This is a genomic window from Pedobacter sp. B4419 (assembly GCF_059693725.1).
The window spans coordinates 875,702-893,103 of sequence record NZ_JCASSL010000002.1; the positions used below are offsets into that span (position 1 = coordinate 875,702).

At 41.4% G+C, this 17,402-nt stretch carries 15 protein-coding genes; all 15 read right to left on the reverse strand.

Going from position 1 to position 17,402, the window contains the following annotated elements:
* Nucleotides 1–16: 16 nt before the first annotated feature.
* The 15 genes from AC570H_RS15365 to AC570H_RS15435 all read right to left on the reverse strand — a co-directional run bounded on the left by AC570H_RS15365 (nt 17) and on the right by AC570H_RS15435 (nt 17,312).
* Nucleotides 17–721, reverse strand: a complete 705-nt coding sequence (locus tag AC570H_RS15365) for an SCO family protein (protein WP_497356356.1) — start codon at nt 719–721, stop codon at nt 17–19.
* A 68-nt stretch (nt 722–789) separates the two neighbouring features.
* Nucleotides 790–1,155, reverse strand: coding sequence for a cytochrome C oxidase subunit IV family protein (locus tag AC570H_RS15370; protein ID WP_497356358.1), 366 nt, complete (start codon nt 1,153–1,155; stop codon nt 790–792).
* A 22-nt stretch (nt 1,156–1,177) separates the two neighbouring features.
* Nucleotides 1,178–1,885, reverse strand: coding sequence for a cytochrome c oxidase subunit 3 (locus AC570H_RS15375; RefSeq protein WP_497356360.1), 708 nt, complete (start codon nt 1,883–1,885; stop codon nt 1,178–1,180).
* 31 nt (nt 1,886–1,916) lie between these two features.
* On the reverse strand, nt 1,917–2,495 hold the full coding sequence (locus AC570H_RS15380) for a cytochrome c oxidase subunit 3 (RefSeq protein ID WP_497356362.1): 579 nt from the start codon (nt 2,493–2,495) through the stop codon (nt 1,917–1,919).
* A gap of 8 nt (nt 2,496–2,503) precedes the next feature.
* Nucleotides 2,504–3,403: a heme o synthase gene (cyoE, locus tag AC570H_RS15385; protein ID WP_497356364.1), complete on the reverse strand. Its 900-nt coding sequence runs from the start codon at nt 3,401–3,403 to the stop codon at nt 2,504–2,506.
* 10 nt (nt 3,404–3,413) lie between these two features.
* Nucleotides 3,414–4,475, reverse strand: coding sequence for a COX15/CtaA family protein (locus tag AC570H_RS15390; protein WP_497356366.1), 1,062 nt, complete (start codon nt 4,473–4,475; stop codon nt 3,414–3,416).
* A gap of 94 nt (nt 4,476–4,569) precedes the next feature.
* Nucleotides 4,570–6,465 carry a cytochrome c oxidase subunit I gene (locus AC570H_RS15395; RefSeq protein ID WP_497356368.1) on the reverse strand — a complete coding sequence of 632 codons (1,896 nt, stop codon included), beginning with the start codon at nt 6,463–6,465 and terminating at the stop codon, nt 4,570–4,572.
* A gap of 22 nt (nt 6,466–6,487) precedes the next feature.
* Entirely contained in the window at nt 6,488–7,690 is a 1,203-nt protein-coding gene (locus tag AC570H_RS15400; protein ID WP_497356370.1) for a cytochrome c oxidase subunit II, read from the reverse strand.
* 97 nt (nt 7,691–7,787) lie between these two features.
* Nucleotides 7,788–9,023, reverse strand: a complete 1,236-nt coding sequence (locus AC570H_RS15405; protein ID WP_497356372.1) for a quinol:cytochrome C oxidoreductase — start codon at nt 9,021–9,023, stop codon at nt 7,788–7,790.
* A gap of 15 nt (nt 9,024–9,038) precedes the next feature.
* Nucleotides 9,039–9,626 (reverse strand): c-type cytochrome, encoded by a 588-nt coding sequence (locus tag AC570H_RS15410; RefSeq protein WP_497356374.1) that lies wholly within the window; start codon nt 9,624–9,626, stop codon nt 9,039–9,041.
* Entirely contained in the window at nt 9,619–10,155 is a 537-nt protein-coding gene (locus AC570H_RS15415) for a DUF3341 domain-containing protein (protein WP_497356376.1), read from the reverse strand. Before AC570H_RS15415 ends, AC570H_RS15410 begins: the two co-directional genes overlap by 8 nt.
* A gap of 2 nt (nt 10,156–10,157) precedes the next feature.
* Nucleotides 10,158–11,630: an NrfD/PsrC family molybdoenzyme membrane anchor subunit gene (gene nrfD / locus AC570H_RS15420; protein ID WP_497356378.1), complete on the reverse strand. Its 1,473-nt coding sequence runs from the start codon at nt 11,628–11,630 to the stop codon at nt 10,158–10,160.
* Nucleotides 11,631–11,654: 24 nt separating this feature from the next.
* Nucleotides 11,655–14,744, reverse strand: a complete 3,090-nt coding sequence (locus AC570H_RS15425) for a TAT-variant-translocated molybdopterin oxidoreductase (protein WP_497356380.1) — start codon at nt 14,742–14,744, stop codon at nt 11,655–11,657.
* A gap of 47 nt (nt 14,745–14,791) precedes the next feature.
* Nucleotides 14,792–16,078: a c-type cytochrome gene (locus AC570H_RS15430; RefSeq protein WP_497356382.1), complete on the reverse strand. Its 1,287-nt coding sequence runs from the start codon at nt 16,076–16,078 to the stop codon at nt 14,792–14,794.
* A gap of 253 nt (nt 16,079–16,331) precedes the next feature.
* Nucleotides 16,332–17,312 (reverse strand): deoxyhypusine synthase family protein, encoded by a 981-nt coding sequence (locus tag AC570H_RS15435; protein WP_497356384.1) that lies wholly within the window; start codon nt 17,310–17,312, stop codon nt 16,332–16,334.
* Nucleotides 17,313–17,402: the final 90 nt, after the last annotated feature.

Sequence of the window (17,402 nt, forward strand, 5' to 3'; positions counted from 1 at the left end):
TTAATTAAAGCGTTGCTTAACGCCCATCTTTCACATTTCTTAATTCTTCGGCAATCAGTACCTTAATTTCATCATCCAGCTTTGAAAGCGCTTCTTGGTTCGTGGCTTCATAATATCCCCTGATGCGATGCTGGGAATCGATGAGCACAAACATATTGCTAAAAGTAAATTTCGGCACACCGTTCTCCAGCGTTTTTAGCGCGTCGAGCTTTAAGCCTGCTGTAATCAATTGTTTCACTTGCGTACTGTCGCCAGTCAACAAATCCCATTTGCCGGCTTTGGCACCGAGCTTTTGGGCATAAGGAGCCAAAATTTGTGGCTGATCATACTCGCTGTCCATGCTTAGGCCAACAAAGTGGACCATGGTATTTCGTTCGTAGGTCTTGTCAAAAGCCTGCACTGCCCGATTGGCAAAATCTATCCCATTGGTGCCCCTGGTATAAAAGAGGTTTAAGATCACCACTTTATCTTTATAATTTGCCCAGGTTACTGTTTGCCCTGCCTGGTTAAGCAGTTTAAAATCGGGGATGATATGATAAATGGTATCCGGTATTTGTTTTCCCCTTACCGAGTGGAAGGTGGGGGCTACTTTTTTAGGGCCGTAGATCGCCAATGGCTTATACCTGTTTTTGCCCTTTTCCTGTAGCAGATAATATAAAAATCCCGGTACCGCTAATATGGTGACCAGGATTAATATTTTTTTTATTGGATTGTATTTCATCCGTCTATTTCGTTTGAACTGTGCTTAACGTTTATTACAACTTGCTGGACAAGTGTAGTAATCGTTTGTTAAACTCGTGGCATGTGGGCGTGTAAATAACCACCCTCAATCAGCATCAAAACAATAAAATAGATGATAAAAATAAATGACACCGTAAGTGCTAGCTGCAAGCCCAGTTTCTCGAATTTTAAGTGCATAAAATAAGAAACGATATAAAAGGCTTTAAGCAAGGTTAAAAAGATGTACACATAATTGCCTACATGCTGAGACATCTTTCCGCTAGGGATTGCCCATAAAGCGATGATGAACTCGATCACAGTGATCAACAAAAGGATACCAAAAACCTTCCAAATCTTTCCTTTGGTCATTCCCTCATGCTCGCCATGTGCATGATCATCTGAAGTATGTACGTTATGTTCGTTGTGCTCTGACATAATATTTTATTTTAAAAGATAATTAAACTAGATAGAAGAAAGTAAATACGAATACCCAAACCAAGTCTACAAAGTGCCAGTATAAACCTACTTTTTCTACCATTAAATAATGGCCGCGTCTTTCGAAAGTACCATTAATGGTCATACATAAAATGATGATATTGATCACCACACCACTAAATACGTGGAAACCGTGGAAACCGGTAATGGTAAAGAATAAGTTTGCAAATTGTTGTGCGGCAACGGTAGATACCGGTCCGTTAAAGAAGTGTTTCAACTCTTCTGCTGTTGGAATATGTCCCCACCAGAAACCTTCGTGGTGCAAGTGGGTCCACTCAATGGCCTGACAGCCCAAGAACATGAAACCACCGATAATGGTTGCTACCATCCACCAGATTACTTCCTTTTTAGCTCTTCTGTGTCCTGCTTCTACAGCCAATACCATGGTTACCGAACTCATGATCAAAATAAAAGTCATGATACCTACAAACACCAATGGATAACCGTGATCGGCAATACCAGGGATTGATTGAAAAACGTGGTCTGGATCTGGCCAAGTAAACTTTGAAAAGCGTTGCGCTCCGTAGTAGATCAATAATGATGAAAAAGTAAAGGCATCTGATAGTAAGAAAAACCACATCATTATTTTACCATATTCTACAGACCATGGCGAACGACCGCCGGCCCATGGAGTGGTTTTAACTTGGTCTAATTTTGATAAAGAATCCATTTAGTAATCGTATAATAGTTTGTTAAAAAATCTAACTGTTCAAAAGTAAAAAAACATACAGATATATCCATAATATATCTATAAAATGCCAAAAAATAGAGGCGATATCCTGTTTGTAAACTGCTTTCTCCATTGGTACTTGCTTATAAGAACCAACAAGGCTGTTCAAGATGAAGCAAATGCCTGCAAAAATGTGCAACAAGTGAAATCCCGATACGATGTAGATCATCGAAATGGCTGCGTTGTTGTTAATCAGGGCCGCACCGCTATGGTATAAGCCAGACCAGGCCTGAAACTGCAATACGCCGAATACAATACCGAGTGCCAAGGTGATCCATAAAAATAATTGCTGAAAACCTCTTTCTTCCTTCTTTAAAGCTCTCGATGCCAAGAAAAGGAAGACACTGCTCGCCACCAACACGGCTGTGCTATACATAAAGGCATCAGGCAATACCAAGCCATGGCCCTTGCCTTTCGATGCCGAGAATACAATATAATAACTGGTCCATCCGCCAAACATAATGGTTGATGAAACTACAAAAAGCCAAAGCACAAACTTTTTGGGCTTGGCGTCGAATTTGATCTCCTGCTGTTGCAATGCTAAATCCATTTAAAATCCTAAACTATTAAATCAAACAATAAAACCAATTGTACCAGAGGGATGTAAAAGAATGAACAGAACATCACTTTTCTGGCACTTGGCAAATCCATTTTCACGACCAGCTGATAGCCATACCAGCTGAACAGCAGTCCGGCAATAACCGAAACTCCTGCAATATAATATCCTCCAAAACTATAAATGGTTGGCAGCAAGCTTACCGGTATCAATATCAACGTACTCACAAAGGTTATAATTGCGCTTGTTTTATCTCTTTTTTTGGTAGGCAACAACCTGAAACCTGCTTTTTTATAATCATCATCCAGCACCCAGGCGATTGACCAGAAATGTGGAAACTGCCATACAAACTGTACCAGGAACAAAATGCCTGCAATTTCGTAATCTACCTGCGAAAAAACCGTTGTTTTGCCCAAAGCGGCCAAATAGCCAATGAGCGGTGGCAAGGCACCAGGTATAGCCCCTACAAATACGGCAATCGGCGATTTGCGCTTCAATGGCGTATAGGCAAATGCATACAACAAGATCGAGAACACCGAAATTAAACCTGTTTCCAGATTGAGCTTGCCTAATAACCAAGTACCAGCCATGCCCATGATCAATCCCAATACCAATCCTTGTCCGGTAGTCATTCTTCCGGCAGGCATAGGCCTGTCTTTGGTGCGGCTCATCAACTTATCGAGGTCTTTCTCAATAATCTCGTTAAAACAATTGGCCGCTCCCGTAACCAAAAATCCCCCAACAATTAAAATCAGCCAGTTATTCCAGTCGATCTGGGGCAAAATAGCCCTGTCTACTTGTACTTTCGATCCAATCAAAAAAGTAACAGAGGCTGAGAATACCACCAAAAAGGTAAGCCTGAACTTGATTAATTTAGAGAAATCTGAAAAAAACTGTTTCAATTTAAATTGGTTAATTAGGTTTATAAGTAGCCGTACGGTATACTAGCAAATACAGATAGTACTGCAGGCTAAATAACATGGTAGCAAATAAAATATGTATGGCCTGCGCATATGGCGGCAGTGCCAAGTATGAAAGCAAGAAGCCTGAGGCTACCTGTATCAACAATGTAATAATAATATAATTGGCAGTTTGCAAAGGCCAAGCCTTGCCGCTAAAACGGTCTTTAACCATTTTGTAAACCACAAAATTACATACGGCAACCAAAATGGCCAGGTCTCTATGGTAATTAAACAGCTCGCCTACTTTCGAAACCCAGGTATTGCGACCATTAAAATTCAATGATTTTGAAATGGAATCTACGCTTTCCCTTACTTCCGTTCCCAGAATAACCTGGATAATGGATATTACAATGGTAAAGAACAAAAATCCCTTTAGCCAGGCGATGCGGTACATAATTACGCTTCGTTCTTTGTGCAATTGCTTGGCGTAATTATAGGTATAAATCAGGATGGCCAAAATCACCAATGCCAGCAACATGTGCAGGGTTACAATCCACTGTAGCAAATTGGTAGAAACTACAATAGAACCCAACCAGCCCTGAAACCCAACTACAATAAGGTTAATGATGCTCAATACAATAATGCGTTTGGCCGATTTTTTAAAGGCGAAAGAATAGACCACCAATAAGATCAAAAAGAAACCGGTTACTACACCTACCAATCTGTTTCCGTATTCGGTCCAGGTTTTGGCTACATTAAAAGCTTCTGGTTGTGCAATAGAGGCATCATTTCTAATGCTATCGGCTAAATCGGCCTTACCCAGTTTTTCTAGAGTCTTCGCAAAACGTTCGTTTTTGGCCAAACGCTGGGCCACGTATTTTTCTTTATAATCAGCAGGCAACTGCTTGGCCGAAGTTGGCGGCACATACTGTCCGAAACATTTAGGCCAATCCGGACAACCCATTCCAGAACCCGTACTGCGAACAATGCCACCGGCCAAAACAACCAGTAGTGTCACAATAATGGTAATGAAATTTAATCGAATAAATCTATTCTCAGATTTAGCAACCATAGGTTAATACAGGATTATAAAAAAATAAGGTATCTGTGCAAGTTAGTTTACTTCAGCAGATACCTTATATCAAATGCTTAAACAAGTAAACTAACTAGTCTAAGTCCGTCTTTTCTTCTTTTTTGTTGGCCGCATCCCATTCTTTTTGGATTTGCTCTGCCTCTGCGTTTCCTTCAAAATCATGAGGCAAGTTAGAGCTCATGGTTTGAGAGAAAGGTACAGTTTGTGGAATAAAGTCTTCTTCTGCACCTGGTTTGCTATAATCGTATGGCCAACGGTAAACAGTTGGAATTTCTCCTGGCCAGTTGCCATGCAAGTGCTCAACTGGTGCTGTCCACTCTAAAGTATTAGCTTCCCAAGGGTTTTGAGGTGCTTTTTTACCTTTAAATATAGAGTAGAAGAAGTTGAATAAGAAAGCGATTTGAGCCAAGGCTGCTACAATAGCCGACCAAGTTACAAATACGTTAACCGTTAACCATTTTTGCATAAACTCAAACTCGGTAAATGCATAGTAACGACGAGGTACGCCATCTAAACCTAAGAAGTGTAGTGGGAAGAATACCAAGTACGCACAGATAAAAGTTACCCAGAAATGCAAGTAACCTAATTTAGCGTTCATCATTCTGCCGAACATTCTAGGGAACCAGTGGTAAACACCGGCCAACATACCAAAGATAGCCGCAGAACCCATTACCAAGTGGAAGTGGGCAACTACGAAATAAGTATCGTGCAAGTTGATATCTAGTGCAGCATTACCCAAGAAAATACCGGTTAAACCACCTGAGATAAAGAAAGAAACCAAACCGATGGCGAATAACATGGCAGGCGTAAACCTGATGTTACCTCTCCACAAGGTGGCTAAATAGTTAAAGGTTTTTACTGCCGATGGAACCGCAATGATCAAAGTGGTAATCATAAACACACCACCCAATAAAGGGTTCATACCGGTTACGAACATGTGGTGACCCCATACAATGAACGATAGCGTTGTGATACCAATCAATGAATAAACCATGGCATGGTAACCGAAGATTGGTTTTCTTGAGTTTACAGAGATAATCTCCGATGAAATACCCAAGGCTGGCATAATTACGATATATACCTCTGGGTGACCCAAGAACCAGAACAAGTGTTGCCATAAAATTGGCGAACCACCTTCGTTTGGAAGAATTTGGGTACCTATTACGATATCAGACAAGTAGAAACTTGTACCGAAACTACGGTCGAAAACCAACAATACTACACCGGCTACTAATACCGGGAACGAAAGGATACCCAAGATAGCGGTTAAGAAGAAAGCCCAAATGGTTAAAGGCATTTTCCAAAGATCCATACCTTTGGTACGCATGTTTAACACGGTACTTACATAGTTGATACCACCCATTAAAGATGAAGCAACGAAAAGCACCATACTGATTAACCACATCGTCATACCCAATGCAGAACCCGGCATTGCTTTAGGAACTGCAGATAACGGCGGATATACTGTCCAACCTCCACTTGCCGGACCAGTTTGGATAAAGAATGAACCCATCATGATCACACAAGCCGTAAAGAAGAACCAGTATGAAAGCATGTTCAAGAATGGCGAAGCCATATCTCTTGCACCTACCTGCAATGGGATTAACAAGTTACTGAATGTACCACTTAAACCAGCAGTTAACACAAAGAATACCATGATGGTACCGTGGATGGTAACCAAAGCCAAATAAAAATCTGGTTTGATCCTGCCACCTTCTGCCCAGTGACCTAAGAATGTCTCAAGCAGTGGGAAAGATTTGTCTGGCCAAGCCAATTGGATCCTGAAAAGGATAGATAAACCCATTGCAATAACTGCCATGATAATACCTGTAATCAGGAATTGTTTGGCAATCATTTTGTGATCCTGACTAAATACGTATTTAGTTAGGAAGGTTTCGTGGTGATGGCCATGACCGTGATCATCGTGGCTATCGTCGTGGTGTTTATCTTGTAGTGATATAGTTGACATAATAAGGGTTCTCCAGTATTATTTATTTTTTTGCTAATTGATTTGTTGTGGTCGCTGCTGTATCTTTTGCAGTGGTATCTGTAGCTGCAGGAGCCTCTTTTACAGGCACTTCAATTACAGGTAGTTTAAAGGCTTTTCTCAAATCGTTAGTGAGGTAAGGGTTTTGTTTAACTACCCATGCCTCGTATTCTTCTTGAGTTACAACCCTAACTGGTTTCTGCATGTTAAAGTGGTTGGCACCACAGATTTTGGCACAAAGCAATAAGTATTTAAAAGTAGGATCGTTGGTCTTAGCCTTCATTTGCTCAGTAGTCAACGTAGGCGTAAATTCGAAATAAGAGGTCATGCCCGGTACAGTGTTCAGTTGAACCCTGAAGTGTGGCATATAAAAACTGTGGATTACGTCTTTACTGGTTAAGATGAATCTTACTGGTTTGTTAACCGGCAATACGATTTCATCAGCCATTTGATCGTCCATGCTGTTTTTATCGTTGAAATCGATACCCAAAGCATTGAAAGCCGTGATCAATTTATAGCTTTTCTTACCTACTACGCCATCAGCTCCAGGATAACGTACATCCCATTGGAACTGAGATGAGGTTACTTCGATGCTCAAAGGCTTGTTTTTAGGGTCTTCTATCTTGTAGAAGATCGATCTCCAGGTTAAGAAACCCATCAATACCAACACGGTCAATACCAAAGCAGGAACGATAGTCCAAATCTGCTCGATGGTGTTGTTGTGCGGATAGTAGTAAGCTTTTCTTTTGCCGGTATTTTTATAAAAATAAGCGAAGGCAAATAAGATAATGTGAGTTAAAACAAACACGATGGTGGTAATGATCAATGTAATGTTGAACATCTGATCGATTTTTTTACCGTGCTCTGAAGCCGCATCTGGCAAGATCATGCTGCCATGAACCGTATATTCCCAATACACGCCATACAAACCAACAATTAGGAACAAGGCAAATAAAACACCGTTGATCTTGTTCCAGTTGATGCCTTCGCCCTTGCCTTGGGTTTCGCGCGTTAGTTCATATACTCTGAGGGCCTTGCCTACTATCGCAATGAATAAGCACAATAGCAAGAACAGCAATACATAGAACAGGGTCGATTTATAAACCGGCTCCATGTCTACAGGTTTGGCCACGGCGGCAGCGGCAGCTTCTTGGGCAAACGCACTGGTATTTGAGAATACAGTAAGCATTGCTGCTAACACCGCCATTGTTTTATTACTTATTAATTTTTTTAAACTCATTTTCTTAAAAGTAGTACGCTGTACTTTTATTATTTTAATCTATATATTCCTAAATCGTTACCTGTTATAGGTGGTGATTTAAACTTTCTTGTAAAAACGGATGGTTCTTCGCAATTAAAGGCCTTTTGCTCAAAGTACTCATTACGGTAAAGGTAAATAAACCTAAGAAACCTAATGCAGTTCCAATTTCTGGCAGGGCAAAACCGCTACCGTCTTTTGTACCTTCTGTAAATACACCCGGCATAATCATCTGATAGTAATCTACCCAGTGTCCACAAAGCACGATGATCGATACGATTAACAAGGTAGTCTCGCTACGTTTGTTGTCACGATCCATCAACAACAACAACGGGCTCAAGAAGTTCATGATCAAATTGATGTAGAACCAAGATTCGTAGTTGTTAAAACGGTTGTAGAAATATACGGTCTCCTCAGACATGTTTGCATAGTAGATCAATAAGAACTGGGCAAACCATACGTAAGTCCAGAAAATAGAGAAACCAAAGATAAACTGTCCTAAGTTGTGCAAGTGGCTATTGTTAACCCAGCTCATGTAACCCGCTTTTCTCAATAGAATGATGATTACTGCGATAGTGGCCAAGCTGCTCACCCACATGGCGGCGAAATTGTACCAGCCAAACATGGTAGAGAACCAGTGTGCTTCTAACGACATGATGGTATCGAAGGCAAATACCGGAGTGGTAAAGCCATAGATTACCAAGAATATACAAGAGTATTTGAAACTTTTGCGGTATGAATTCAAGCCGCCTTCCAAGTCTTCATTTGCCGACCATTTGGCCAACAATACAGCGAAGATGCTATACGTACCTAAAAAGATTACTTGTCTCGACATGAAGAAAGGCACGTTCAAGAAAGCTGATTTACCAGCAATGATCTTGTCAAAGTTATCTGAATTAGGATCAGTTAAGCCATCTGCATGCCAGTGGTGATAAAGGTTGTGGCTGTATAAACCCAAACCGATTACGACCAATAAGATGATTACAGCTATAGGCAAAACCCTTGCCATGGCCTGAGGCACACGCAAAATCGATGCAGACCATCCGGCTTGTGCCACGTATTGTACGGCCAAAAAGAAAGCGCCAGACATACATACACAGGCAAAATAATATGCCATTAGCAACAGGTTAGCAAAAATACGCTCGTGAGCCCATTCTTCCTTGCTTACAAAACCGTAGTAGCCTATGGTAATCAATCCGATGACGATACCGATAATGCTCAGGGTTTTTACTTTTCCTGTAAACTCAAATTGTTCACTTAAATTATAATGATGAGTTCCCATTTATATCTGCTTTTCTTATTGTATTTTTTGTAATTGTTGAACATACATCACCACTTTCCATCTTTCGCTTGGCGTAAGTTGTGAAGCATGAGATCCCATTGCATTTAAACCATACATAATGGTGTGGTAGATCTTACCAGCAGGCATAGTAGCCATTGCACCACCACGAGATGATACTGCATCTTTGCCGTGGTAAGCTGGAACACCAGAAATACCTTTATCCAATTTTACGATATGGCCTTGACCATCTCCTTTGTCGCCATGGCATGGCGCACAGAATACGGTGAAGAAATGCTTGCCTTCCAACAGGTTTTTCTCGGTTAACGGCAATGGATTTACCAATGCTGCAGAAGCCTCATATCCTTCTTTTGTATTTGGATATTCGTACTTTACAAAACCGATAGGATCTGTATTTGGCGGAGGTGTTTGTGCTGTAGCTCCGTTGGCAAAATTCTTGTTTGGCTGATCCTGATTGTAGGCAATCGGATCATACATATTTCTTGCATACTCCAAACCTGTACTTCTTTTGTCTCTACAGGCCGAAAGCATTACCACAGAAGCAAGCACTATAAATGTGGCGTAAACTATATTCTTCTTATTCATAGCTAATATACTTCCTTTCATTATACTTAACTTCCAAAGCGCCCGCACCTTTTAATAGTTCGTCTATTTTTTCGTGCTCGGCATTTGTTTTGGCATCAATGGCGATGATAAAACGATCGTTGGTTGCGCGCAGGTCCATTACTCTTGGCGCTCTTCCCGGAAAAAGGTGGGTTGAAGCATAGTATGATCCAACTAGGCCAAAGGCACAGAAAAGGATCGTCAACTCGAAAGTAATTGGAATAAAATCTGGCAATGCAAAGTGGGTCTTTCCACCAATGTTGATTGGCCAGTCTACCACGGTAGCCAAATAAACGCCAGTTAGCATGGTCAACGTTCCGGTAATACCGAAAAAGAACGCGGCGATGTCTAATCTAGATCTTTTAACTCCCAATTTGGCTTCGATGCCGTGGATAGGCATTGGCGTATATACATCATGTATTTTGATGTTGTTTTCCTGCAACTTCTCGATGCCGTGCATCATTTCATCAGGGTCGCCGAAACTGCCTAAAATATATTTGATATTACTCATTGTTATATTTTTGCGTAATCTTCTTGTTTAACACTATCAAATTTCTCTAAAGACTCTACGTACTCTTGTACTTGTTCTTTATCTAAATGACCTTCTTTAATCAACTCTAGCTTAGCTTGCTCACTGGCGCTCTTCAGTAATAGTTTCACCTCTGCAATAGCGATTGAAGGCAATACCCTTAAGAACAATAGGAACAAGGTAAAGAACAAGCCGATCGAACCTACGAACACGCTCACGTCAACCCAAGTTGGATAGAACATGGCCCAGCTCGATGGCAAATAATCCCTGTGCAAAGAGGTAACGATAATTACGAAACGCTCAAACCACATACCGATATTTACTACGATTGACAAGATCCAAGTTGCTGCAATGCTGGTACGGATTTTCTTGAACCAAAGCAATTGCGGAGAAATTACGTTACAAGTCATCATCATCCAGTACGCCCACCAGTAAGGACCAGTTGAACGGTTGATGAAGGCATATTGCTCATACTCAGAACCTGAATACCAAGCGATGAAGAATTCTGTTAAATAAGCCACACCCACGATAGAACCTGTCAAGATGATAATTTTGTTCATCGATTCGATGTGGAACATGGTGATATAGTTCTCTAGGCCTAATACTTTACGGGCAACCAATAACAAGGTCAATACCATGGCAAAACCCGAGAAGATCGCTCCAGCCACAAAGTATGGAGGGAAGATCGTGGTGTGCCATCCCGGAATTACCGAGGTTGCAAAGTCCATAGATACGATGGTGTGTACCGAAAGTACCAGAGGTGTTGAGATACCGGCCAAGATTAATGATACGGCCTCAAAACGCTGCCAGGTTTTTACGCTACCGGTCCAGCCAAATGAAAAGATGGTATAGATCTTTTTGCGCATACCTACCGCACGGTCTCTAATGGTAGCGATATCTGGCAATAAACCAGTGTACCAGAATAATAGGGATACCGAGAAGTAAGTTGAGATGGCAAACATATCCCATACCAAAGGTGAGTTAAAGTTTACCCAAAGCGAACCGAACTGGTTTGGCAATGGCAATACCCAATAAGCCAACCATGGCCTACCCATGTGAGATACTACGTAGGTAGCGGCACAGATTACGGCGAAGATCGTCATCGCCTCTGCCGAACGGTTAATGGAGTTACGCCAGTTCTGACGGAAGAGTAGCAATACCGCAGAGATCAGTGTTCCTGCGTGACCAATACCTACCCACCATACGAAACCGGTGATGTCCCATGCCCAGCCTACGGTTTTGTTTAATCCCCATGATCCGATACCAAACCAAAAAGTATAACTTACCGCAACCACCCAAAGCGTTGCTCCACAAAGTGAGATAATAAACCCTATCCACCAAGCTTTGTTAGGCTTGTTCTCTACCGGAAGTAGAATGTCATCCGTAATTTGGGCATACGTGATGTCTTTTCCGGTAATTAATGGCTCTCTTAAAATTGATTCGTTATGTCCTGACATAATTTATATTGCTCTAAGTACAGCTTACGCGTGTGCTTTTTTAGTTTCTGAATCTATATTTCTAACTTTTGTCATATAACCAATACCTGGTTGTACGTTGATCTCCTCTAATACATAGTAGATACGTTCGCTGCGCAATGCTTTAGAAACTTCTGAGTTTGGATCGTTTTTGTCGCCAAAGATAATCGCATTTGCAGAACAAGCTTCTTGACAAGCCATTTTGATATCACCATCTTTCAGGGCACGTTTCTCCATTTTGGCAGTTAATTTACCAGCTTGGATACGTTGGATACACATTGAACATTTCTCCATTACACCTCTCGAACGGGTAGTTACATCAGGGTTCAATACCAATTGAGTAAACTCGTTGTTCAAGTAGTTGTCGAAACGTGAATCATTCCAGTAGTTGAACCAGTTGAAACGACGCACTTTGTACGGACAGTTGTTGGCGCAATAACGGGTACCTACGCAACGGTTGTAAGCCATGTGGTTTAAGCCGTCTGACGAGTGTACTGTTGCCAATACCGGACATACCGTTTCGCAAGGAGCGTGATCACAGTGCTGACACAACATTGGCTGGTGCACTACAGAAACATTGTTCATTTGCTCTTCTTTCAAATGAGCAATTTCTTTTTCTTTAGTTACTGCATTCGAACCTTCTTCGTGGCCATGTGCGCCTTCTGCAGCTGCACTAGGCTCTTGGTCATAGCTATAGTAACGGTCGATACGCAACCAGTGCATTTCTCTGCGTCTGCGTACTTCGTCTTTACCTACAACTGGAATATTGTTTTCTACGTTACAGGCAACAATACAAGAACCGCAACCAGTACAAGCATTCAAATCGATTGCCATTACCCAGTTATTACCTAGTTTCTCATATTTATCTGTTGTCCATAAATCGTATACTTTGTGTTTATGGTGATTGCCCGAACCCGATGCTGGATCTTTCAGGTAATCTTTCAAAGTAGTTTCACGGATAATGTTTCTGCCTTCGAAAGAATAGTGGGTTTGGGTTTGAGCCAACTCTTCTCTGCCACCTGCAGCTGTTAATTTAGCTGTAGTTGCATATTTTAAAGTGCCATTGGCGAAGCTTACAAAAGGGAAAGCATTTTTACCAACGTTGTCTCCTGCTTTACCAACTTTGGTACGTCCGTAGCCTAAGGCAATCGAAGCTGTACCCATGGCTTGGCCTGGTTGGATCAACAATGGCAACACTACTTCGTAGCCGTTTGCGCCTTTCACCGTAATCAAATCAAACTCTTTGTAGCCTAATTTTTCTGCTTGTTTAGGTGCAACTGCAATAAAGTTGTCCCAAGTTACTTTAGAAACCGGATCAGGCAATTCTTGCAAGAAAGCGTTATTCGCATTCTTACCATCGCGCATTGGGATGTTCTCGTAAATATGCAATTGGATATCGTTGTTATCCAAAGCTTTGCTGCTTGCCAAAATAGAAGCTACAACAGCATCTAGAGCCAAGCTGAAGCCATAAGTGCCTGCAGCTTTAGGAGCGTTAGCAATCACACCTGTCTGCAACAATTCGTTCCAAGTTTTACCTAAGCTAGGCAAAATGTTTTTCTCCCAGTTGTTGCGTACATATTGATAATAATCCTGAACTGCTGCATCAGACCAGATCAATAAGCTTTGCTCTGCCTGACGTGAGTTGAATATTGGATTAATAGTTGGCTGTACAATTGAATAGTAGCCTTCGTAGCTGTTGGCATCGCCCCAAGCCTCTAAATAGTTTGGCGTAATGGCCACTACTTCGCAAAGGTCAGAAGTTTCGTCTACCCTATCAGCGAATGATACTTTGAAAGGTACTTTAGCTAAAGCATCGGTAAACGCTTTAGGATTAATGGCATCGTAGGCAGGGTTCGAATTCAAGAAGAAAACAGCAGCAACTTCGCCTCTGTTCATCTCGTTGATCAATTCTGCAAATTCTGCATCATTGCCTTCATAGCGTTTGCAAGGATTATCTAAATCGATGGTGGTACCATAACTGCCAATGGCAACGTTAATGGCATTTACCAAGATTTGGGTAGAAACATCGTTAGAGCCAGCTACTACAACTGCTTTGCCCTTGTTCTGCAACAATTCAGCCGCTACCAATTTAAGCGCTGTAGCCGCATTTGCATTTTTAGGCAATGCACCACCAGCTAAATTACCACCGGTAATTGCATTATATAAGGTAATCAAAGCCGGACCTTCTTCCGATAATTTGATCGGAACACGGGTATCAGCGTTGGTACCAGTCAAGCTCATGCCAGTTTCGAACTGGAAGTGGCGAGACATTTTGCCTTTTTCTAATGATTTATAGTTCCTGTTGGCAGTGTACTGAGCGGTAAACTCTTCGCCACTGATCCAAGTACCTAAGAAATCGGCTGCAAAACTTACAATAAGGTCTGCTTTTTCGAAATTGTATTTTGGCAATACGGCTTTACCAAAGCTGTTTTCGTTGGCTTTGATGATACCTGTGTAAGATACCGCATCGTATTGTACATTTTTAGTAGTTGGGTATTTTGCCGTAAAATCTGCAACAACAGCTTTAGCCGAAGGGCTGTTTAAGCTTGATGAAACGATACGGATCTTTTTGCCAGAAGCTTGGGCCTTGTTCAATTCGCCTTTTACAAAAGCGTCAAGTTCAGCCCAGGTTGCCTCCTGCTTTTTAAGCAAGGGCTGTTTTAATTTAGATACATCATACAGATCCAATACTGAAGCTTGCGCTTGTGCATCGGTACCGCAGTTGAATTCGCCGGCATTTGGATTGGCCTCGATTTTAATCGGGCGACCTACTACCGTTTTAACCAATACGCTGTTACCTTTATAAGTAGATACGTAATAGTTAGGGATACCTGGCACCACCTCTTCCGGTCTCACTAGATAAGGAATTGATTTGTGTACCGGCGTTTTCTGACAAGCCGCCAAGGTTACCGCACCTAAACCAAAGCCTAGGGCTTTTAAAAAGTCGCGGCGTGGGGTAACTGTACTTAAACCTGCTTCACTTAAAACATCTTCTATTGGAAGTGGCTCTGCAAATTCGTTTTTGTTGTTTTCAACAAAATCGGGGGTATTTTTATACTCCTCTAAGCCTTTCCAGTATTTTTTATTGCTTTCCATTTAAGCTATATTACTGTTTATCGAACGTTCTTACTAAACTCTATTAATTAATAGTGGCACTTACCACACTCTAAACCACCTAGCATAGCTGGGGTAATTTTCTCGCCTTTTTTAATTTTCTCGTGCGCAGCAATGATGTTGGCATAGAAGGCATCGTTTTTCTTGCCAGAGATATCAGCATCTTTGTGGCAATTGATACACCATTTCATGGTTAGCGGAGAATACTGGTAGATCTCTTCCATGGTATTAACCGGACCGTGACAAGCAAAACATACAGGATCTGTAGGTTTTAAGCCTTTTTCCTTGCGGATAGCTGCTTCGCCAACTACTACGTGCTGAGAGTGGTTGAAATAAGCGAAATCTGGCAAGTTGTGTACACGAACCCACTCAATTGGCTTCTCTTTGGTTTTATCATAAGTCTGCTTGTCGGCATCATAACCTAAAGCATTATAGATTTTTTGAATTTCTGGCGAAATCTGACCATCTTCTGTTCTAGCCTGTACGTTCTTGTGACAGTTCATACAAACGTTTAATGAAGGGATGGTAGAGTTTTTAGATTTGAATGCACTGGTATGGCAATATTGGCAGTCGATTTGGTTGATACCAGCGTGCAATTCGTGAGAGAATTTGATCGGCTGTACCGGCTGATAACCCGTGTGCACACCTGTATCCCACATGCCCATCCAACCGAACGAACCTAAGGTAATTGCCAAACAAAGGATAAAGAAGAACACGAATTTCTTGTTTTTGAACAGTTTGCGAACGCCAACCGACAAAGGAACAGTTTCTTCTTCTGTAGTATCGATACCTTGTTTCTCCAGAATTAAGCGCTCCAATACTTTTACCGAACGGCCCAAAACTACCAAAACAACGATAGCCAAGATGATGATACCAATGATACCTGCAATTGAAAGGCCCGAAGCACCTTCGTCTTTTGCTACAGCTACGTCAGCAACTTTCTTAGGCTCTCCTGCTTTTGCATAGGCGATGATGCTTTTGATTTGATCGTCGCTCAGCTCAGGGAAAGTTTTCATCTCCGAAGGAGAGAACTTAGAAGCTTCTACAGCTTGTTTGTTGCCCGATGCAATTAAGGCCACATTGTTTTTGATCCAAGGAATCAAGAACGCCTCGTCTAGCTCGTTAACCTTAGGAGTTAAAGCCGGACCAGTGTTATCGTGATCTAAAGCGTGACAAGAAGCACACTTAGCCTTGAACAAGGTCCTTCCTTCTACTACATCTTGTGCTTGCGTTACCGCAACATTTAAAAAAGAGAGGGCGGCCACTACCAGGGCAGACTTCCAAACTTTTCTAAAAACTAATGAGATATTCCTCATAATGAGTATTTTATGCTATTTATTGAAATAAATTTTAAATCCCTTTGGATTTTGGCCATTTAGCCATTCAAAAAGATTTCGACAAAAGTAAAACTTATTAAGATACCAATGACATATTAATGACAGTGAAATACAATTTATAATCATTCTAAATTATTGGTTTTTCTGCCTTAGAAGCAAAAAAATCAGCAATTTTTAAAAAACTGCTGATTCCTTAAAGTTGATCTTTTCAGAAAAAATTTTGCTTTTATAATTACATTTTTAATATCCATGCAAAAATCAGTGGCGCTACGATTGTTGCGTCCGATTCTACAATGAATTTTGGCGTATTGATATCTAATTTTCCCCAAGTAATCTTTTCGTTTGGCACCGCTCCAGAGTAAGAACCGTAAGAAGTAGTCGAATCCGAAATCTGGCAGAAATAGCTCCAAAAAGGAATGTTTTCCATTTCCATATCTTGGTAAAGCATCGGCACTACGCAGATTGGGAAATCGCCGGCAATACCGCCACCGATCTGGAAAAAGCCTACGCCTTTGCCTTCGCTGTTTTTCACGTACCAATCGGCCAGCCAAGCCATATACTCGATACCGCTCTTCATGGTAGTAGGATTAAATTCGCCTTTGATTACATAAGAAGCGAAGATATTGCCCATCGTTGAATCTTCCCATCCCGGTACTACAATCGGCAAGTTTTTTTCGGCTGCTGCCAACATCCACGAGTTTTTAGGATCGATTTCATAATATTGCTCCAATTCGCCGCTTAACAGGATTTTGTACATGAACTCATGCGGAAAATAACGCTCGCCTTTGTCGTTCGCACCTTTCCAGATTTCGTAAATGTGTTTTTGCAGCCTACGGAATGCCTCTTCTTCAGGAATACAGGTATCGGTTACGCGGTTGTAGTGGTTTTCTAGCAAATCCCACTCGTCTTGCGGACTTAAATCGCGGTAGTTAGGCACGCGTTTATAGTGTGAGTGCGCTACAAGGTTCATGATATCTTCTTCCAGGTTGGCGCCGGTACAAGAAATGATGGCCACTTTGTCTTGTCTGATCATTTCGGCCAATGAAATACCCAATTCTGCGGTACTCATGGCACCAGCAAGGGTAATCATCATTTTTCCACCTTCTGCTAAGTGGGTTTCGTAACCTTTGGCGGCATCCATCATCGCTGCCGAATTAAAATGAAGATAATTAGTCTCCATGAATTTTGATATCGGTCCTCTTGTAGTACTCATTTTTATCTTTTTATGGTTTGCCTGCAAAAGTAAGGTTTTTATAAGAAAGTTCATTGGTTCACTTGTTCATTGGCTCATTAGTCGACTCGC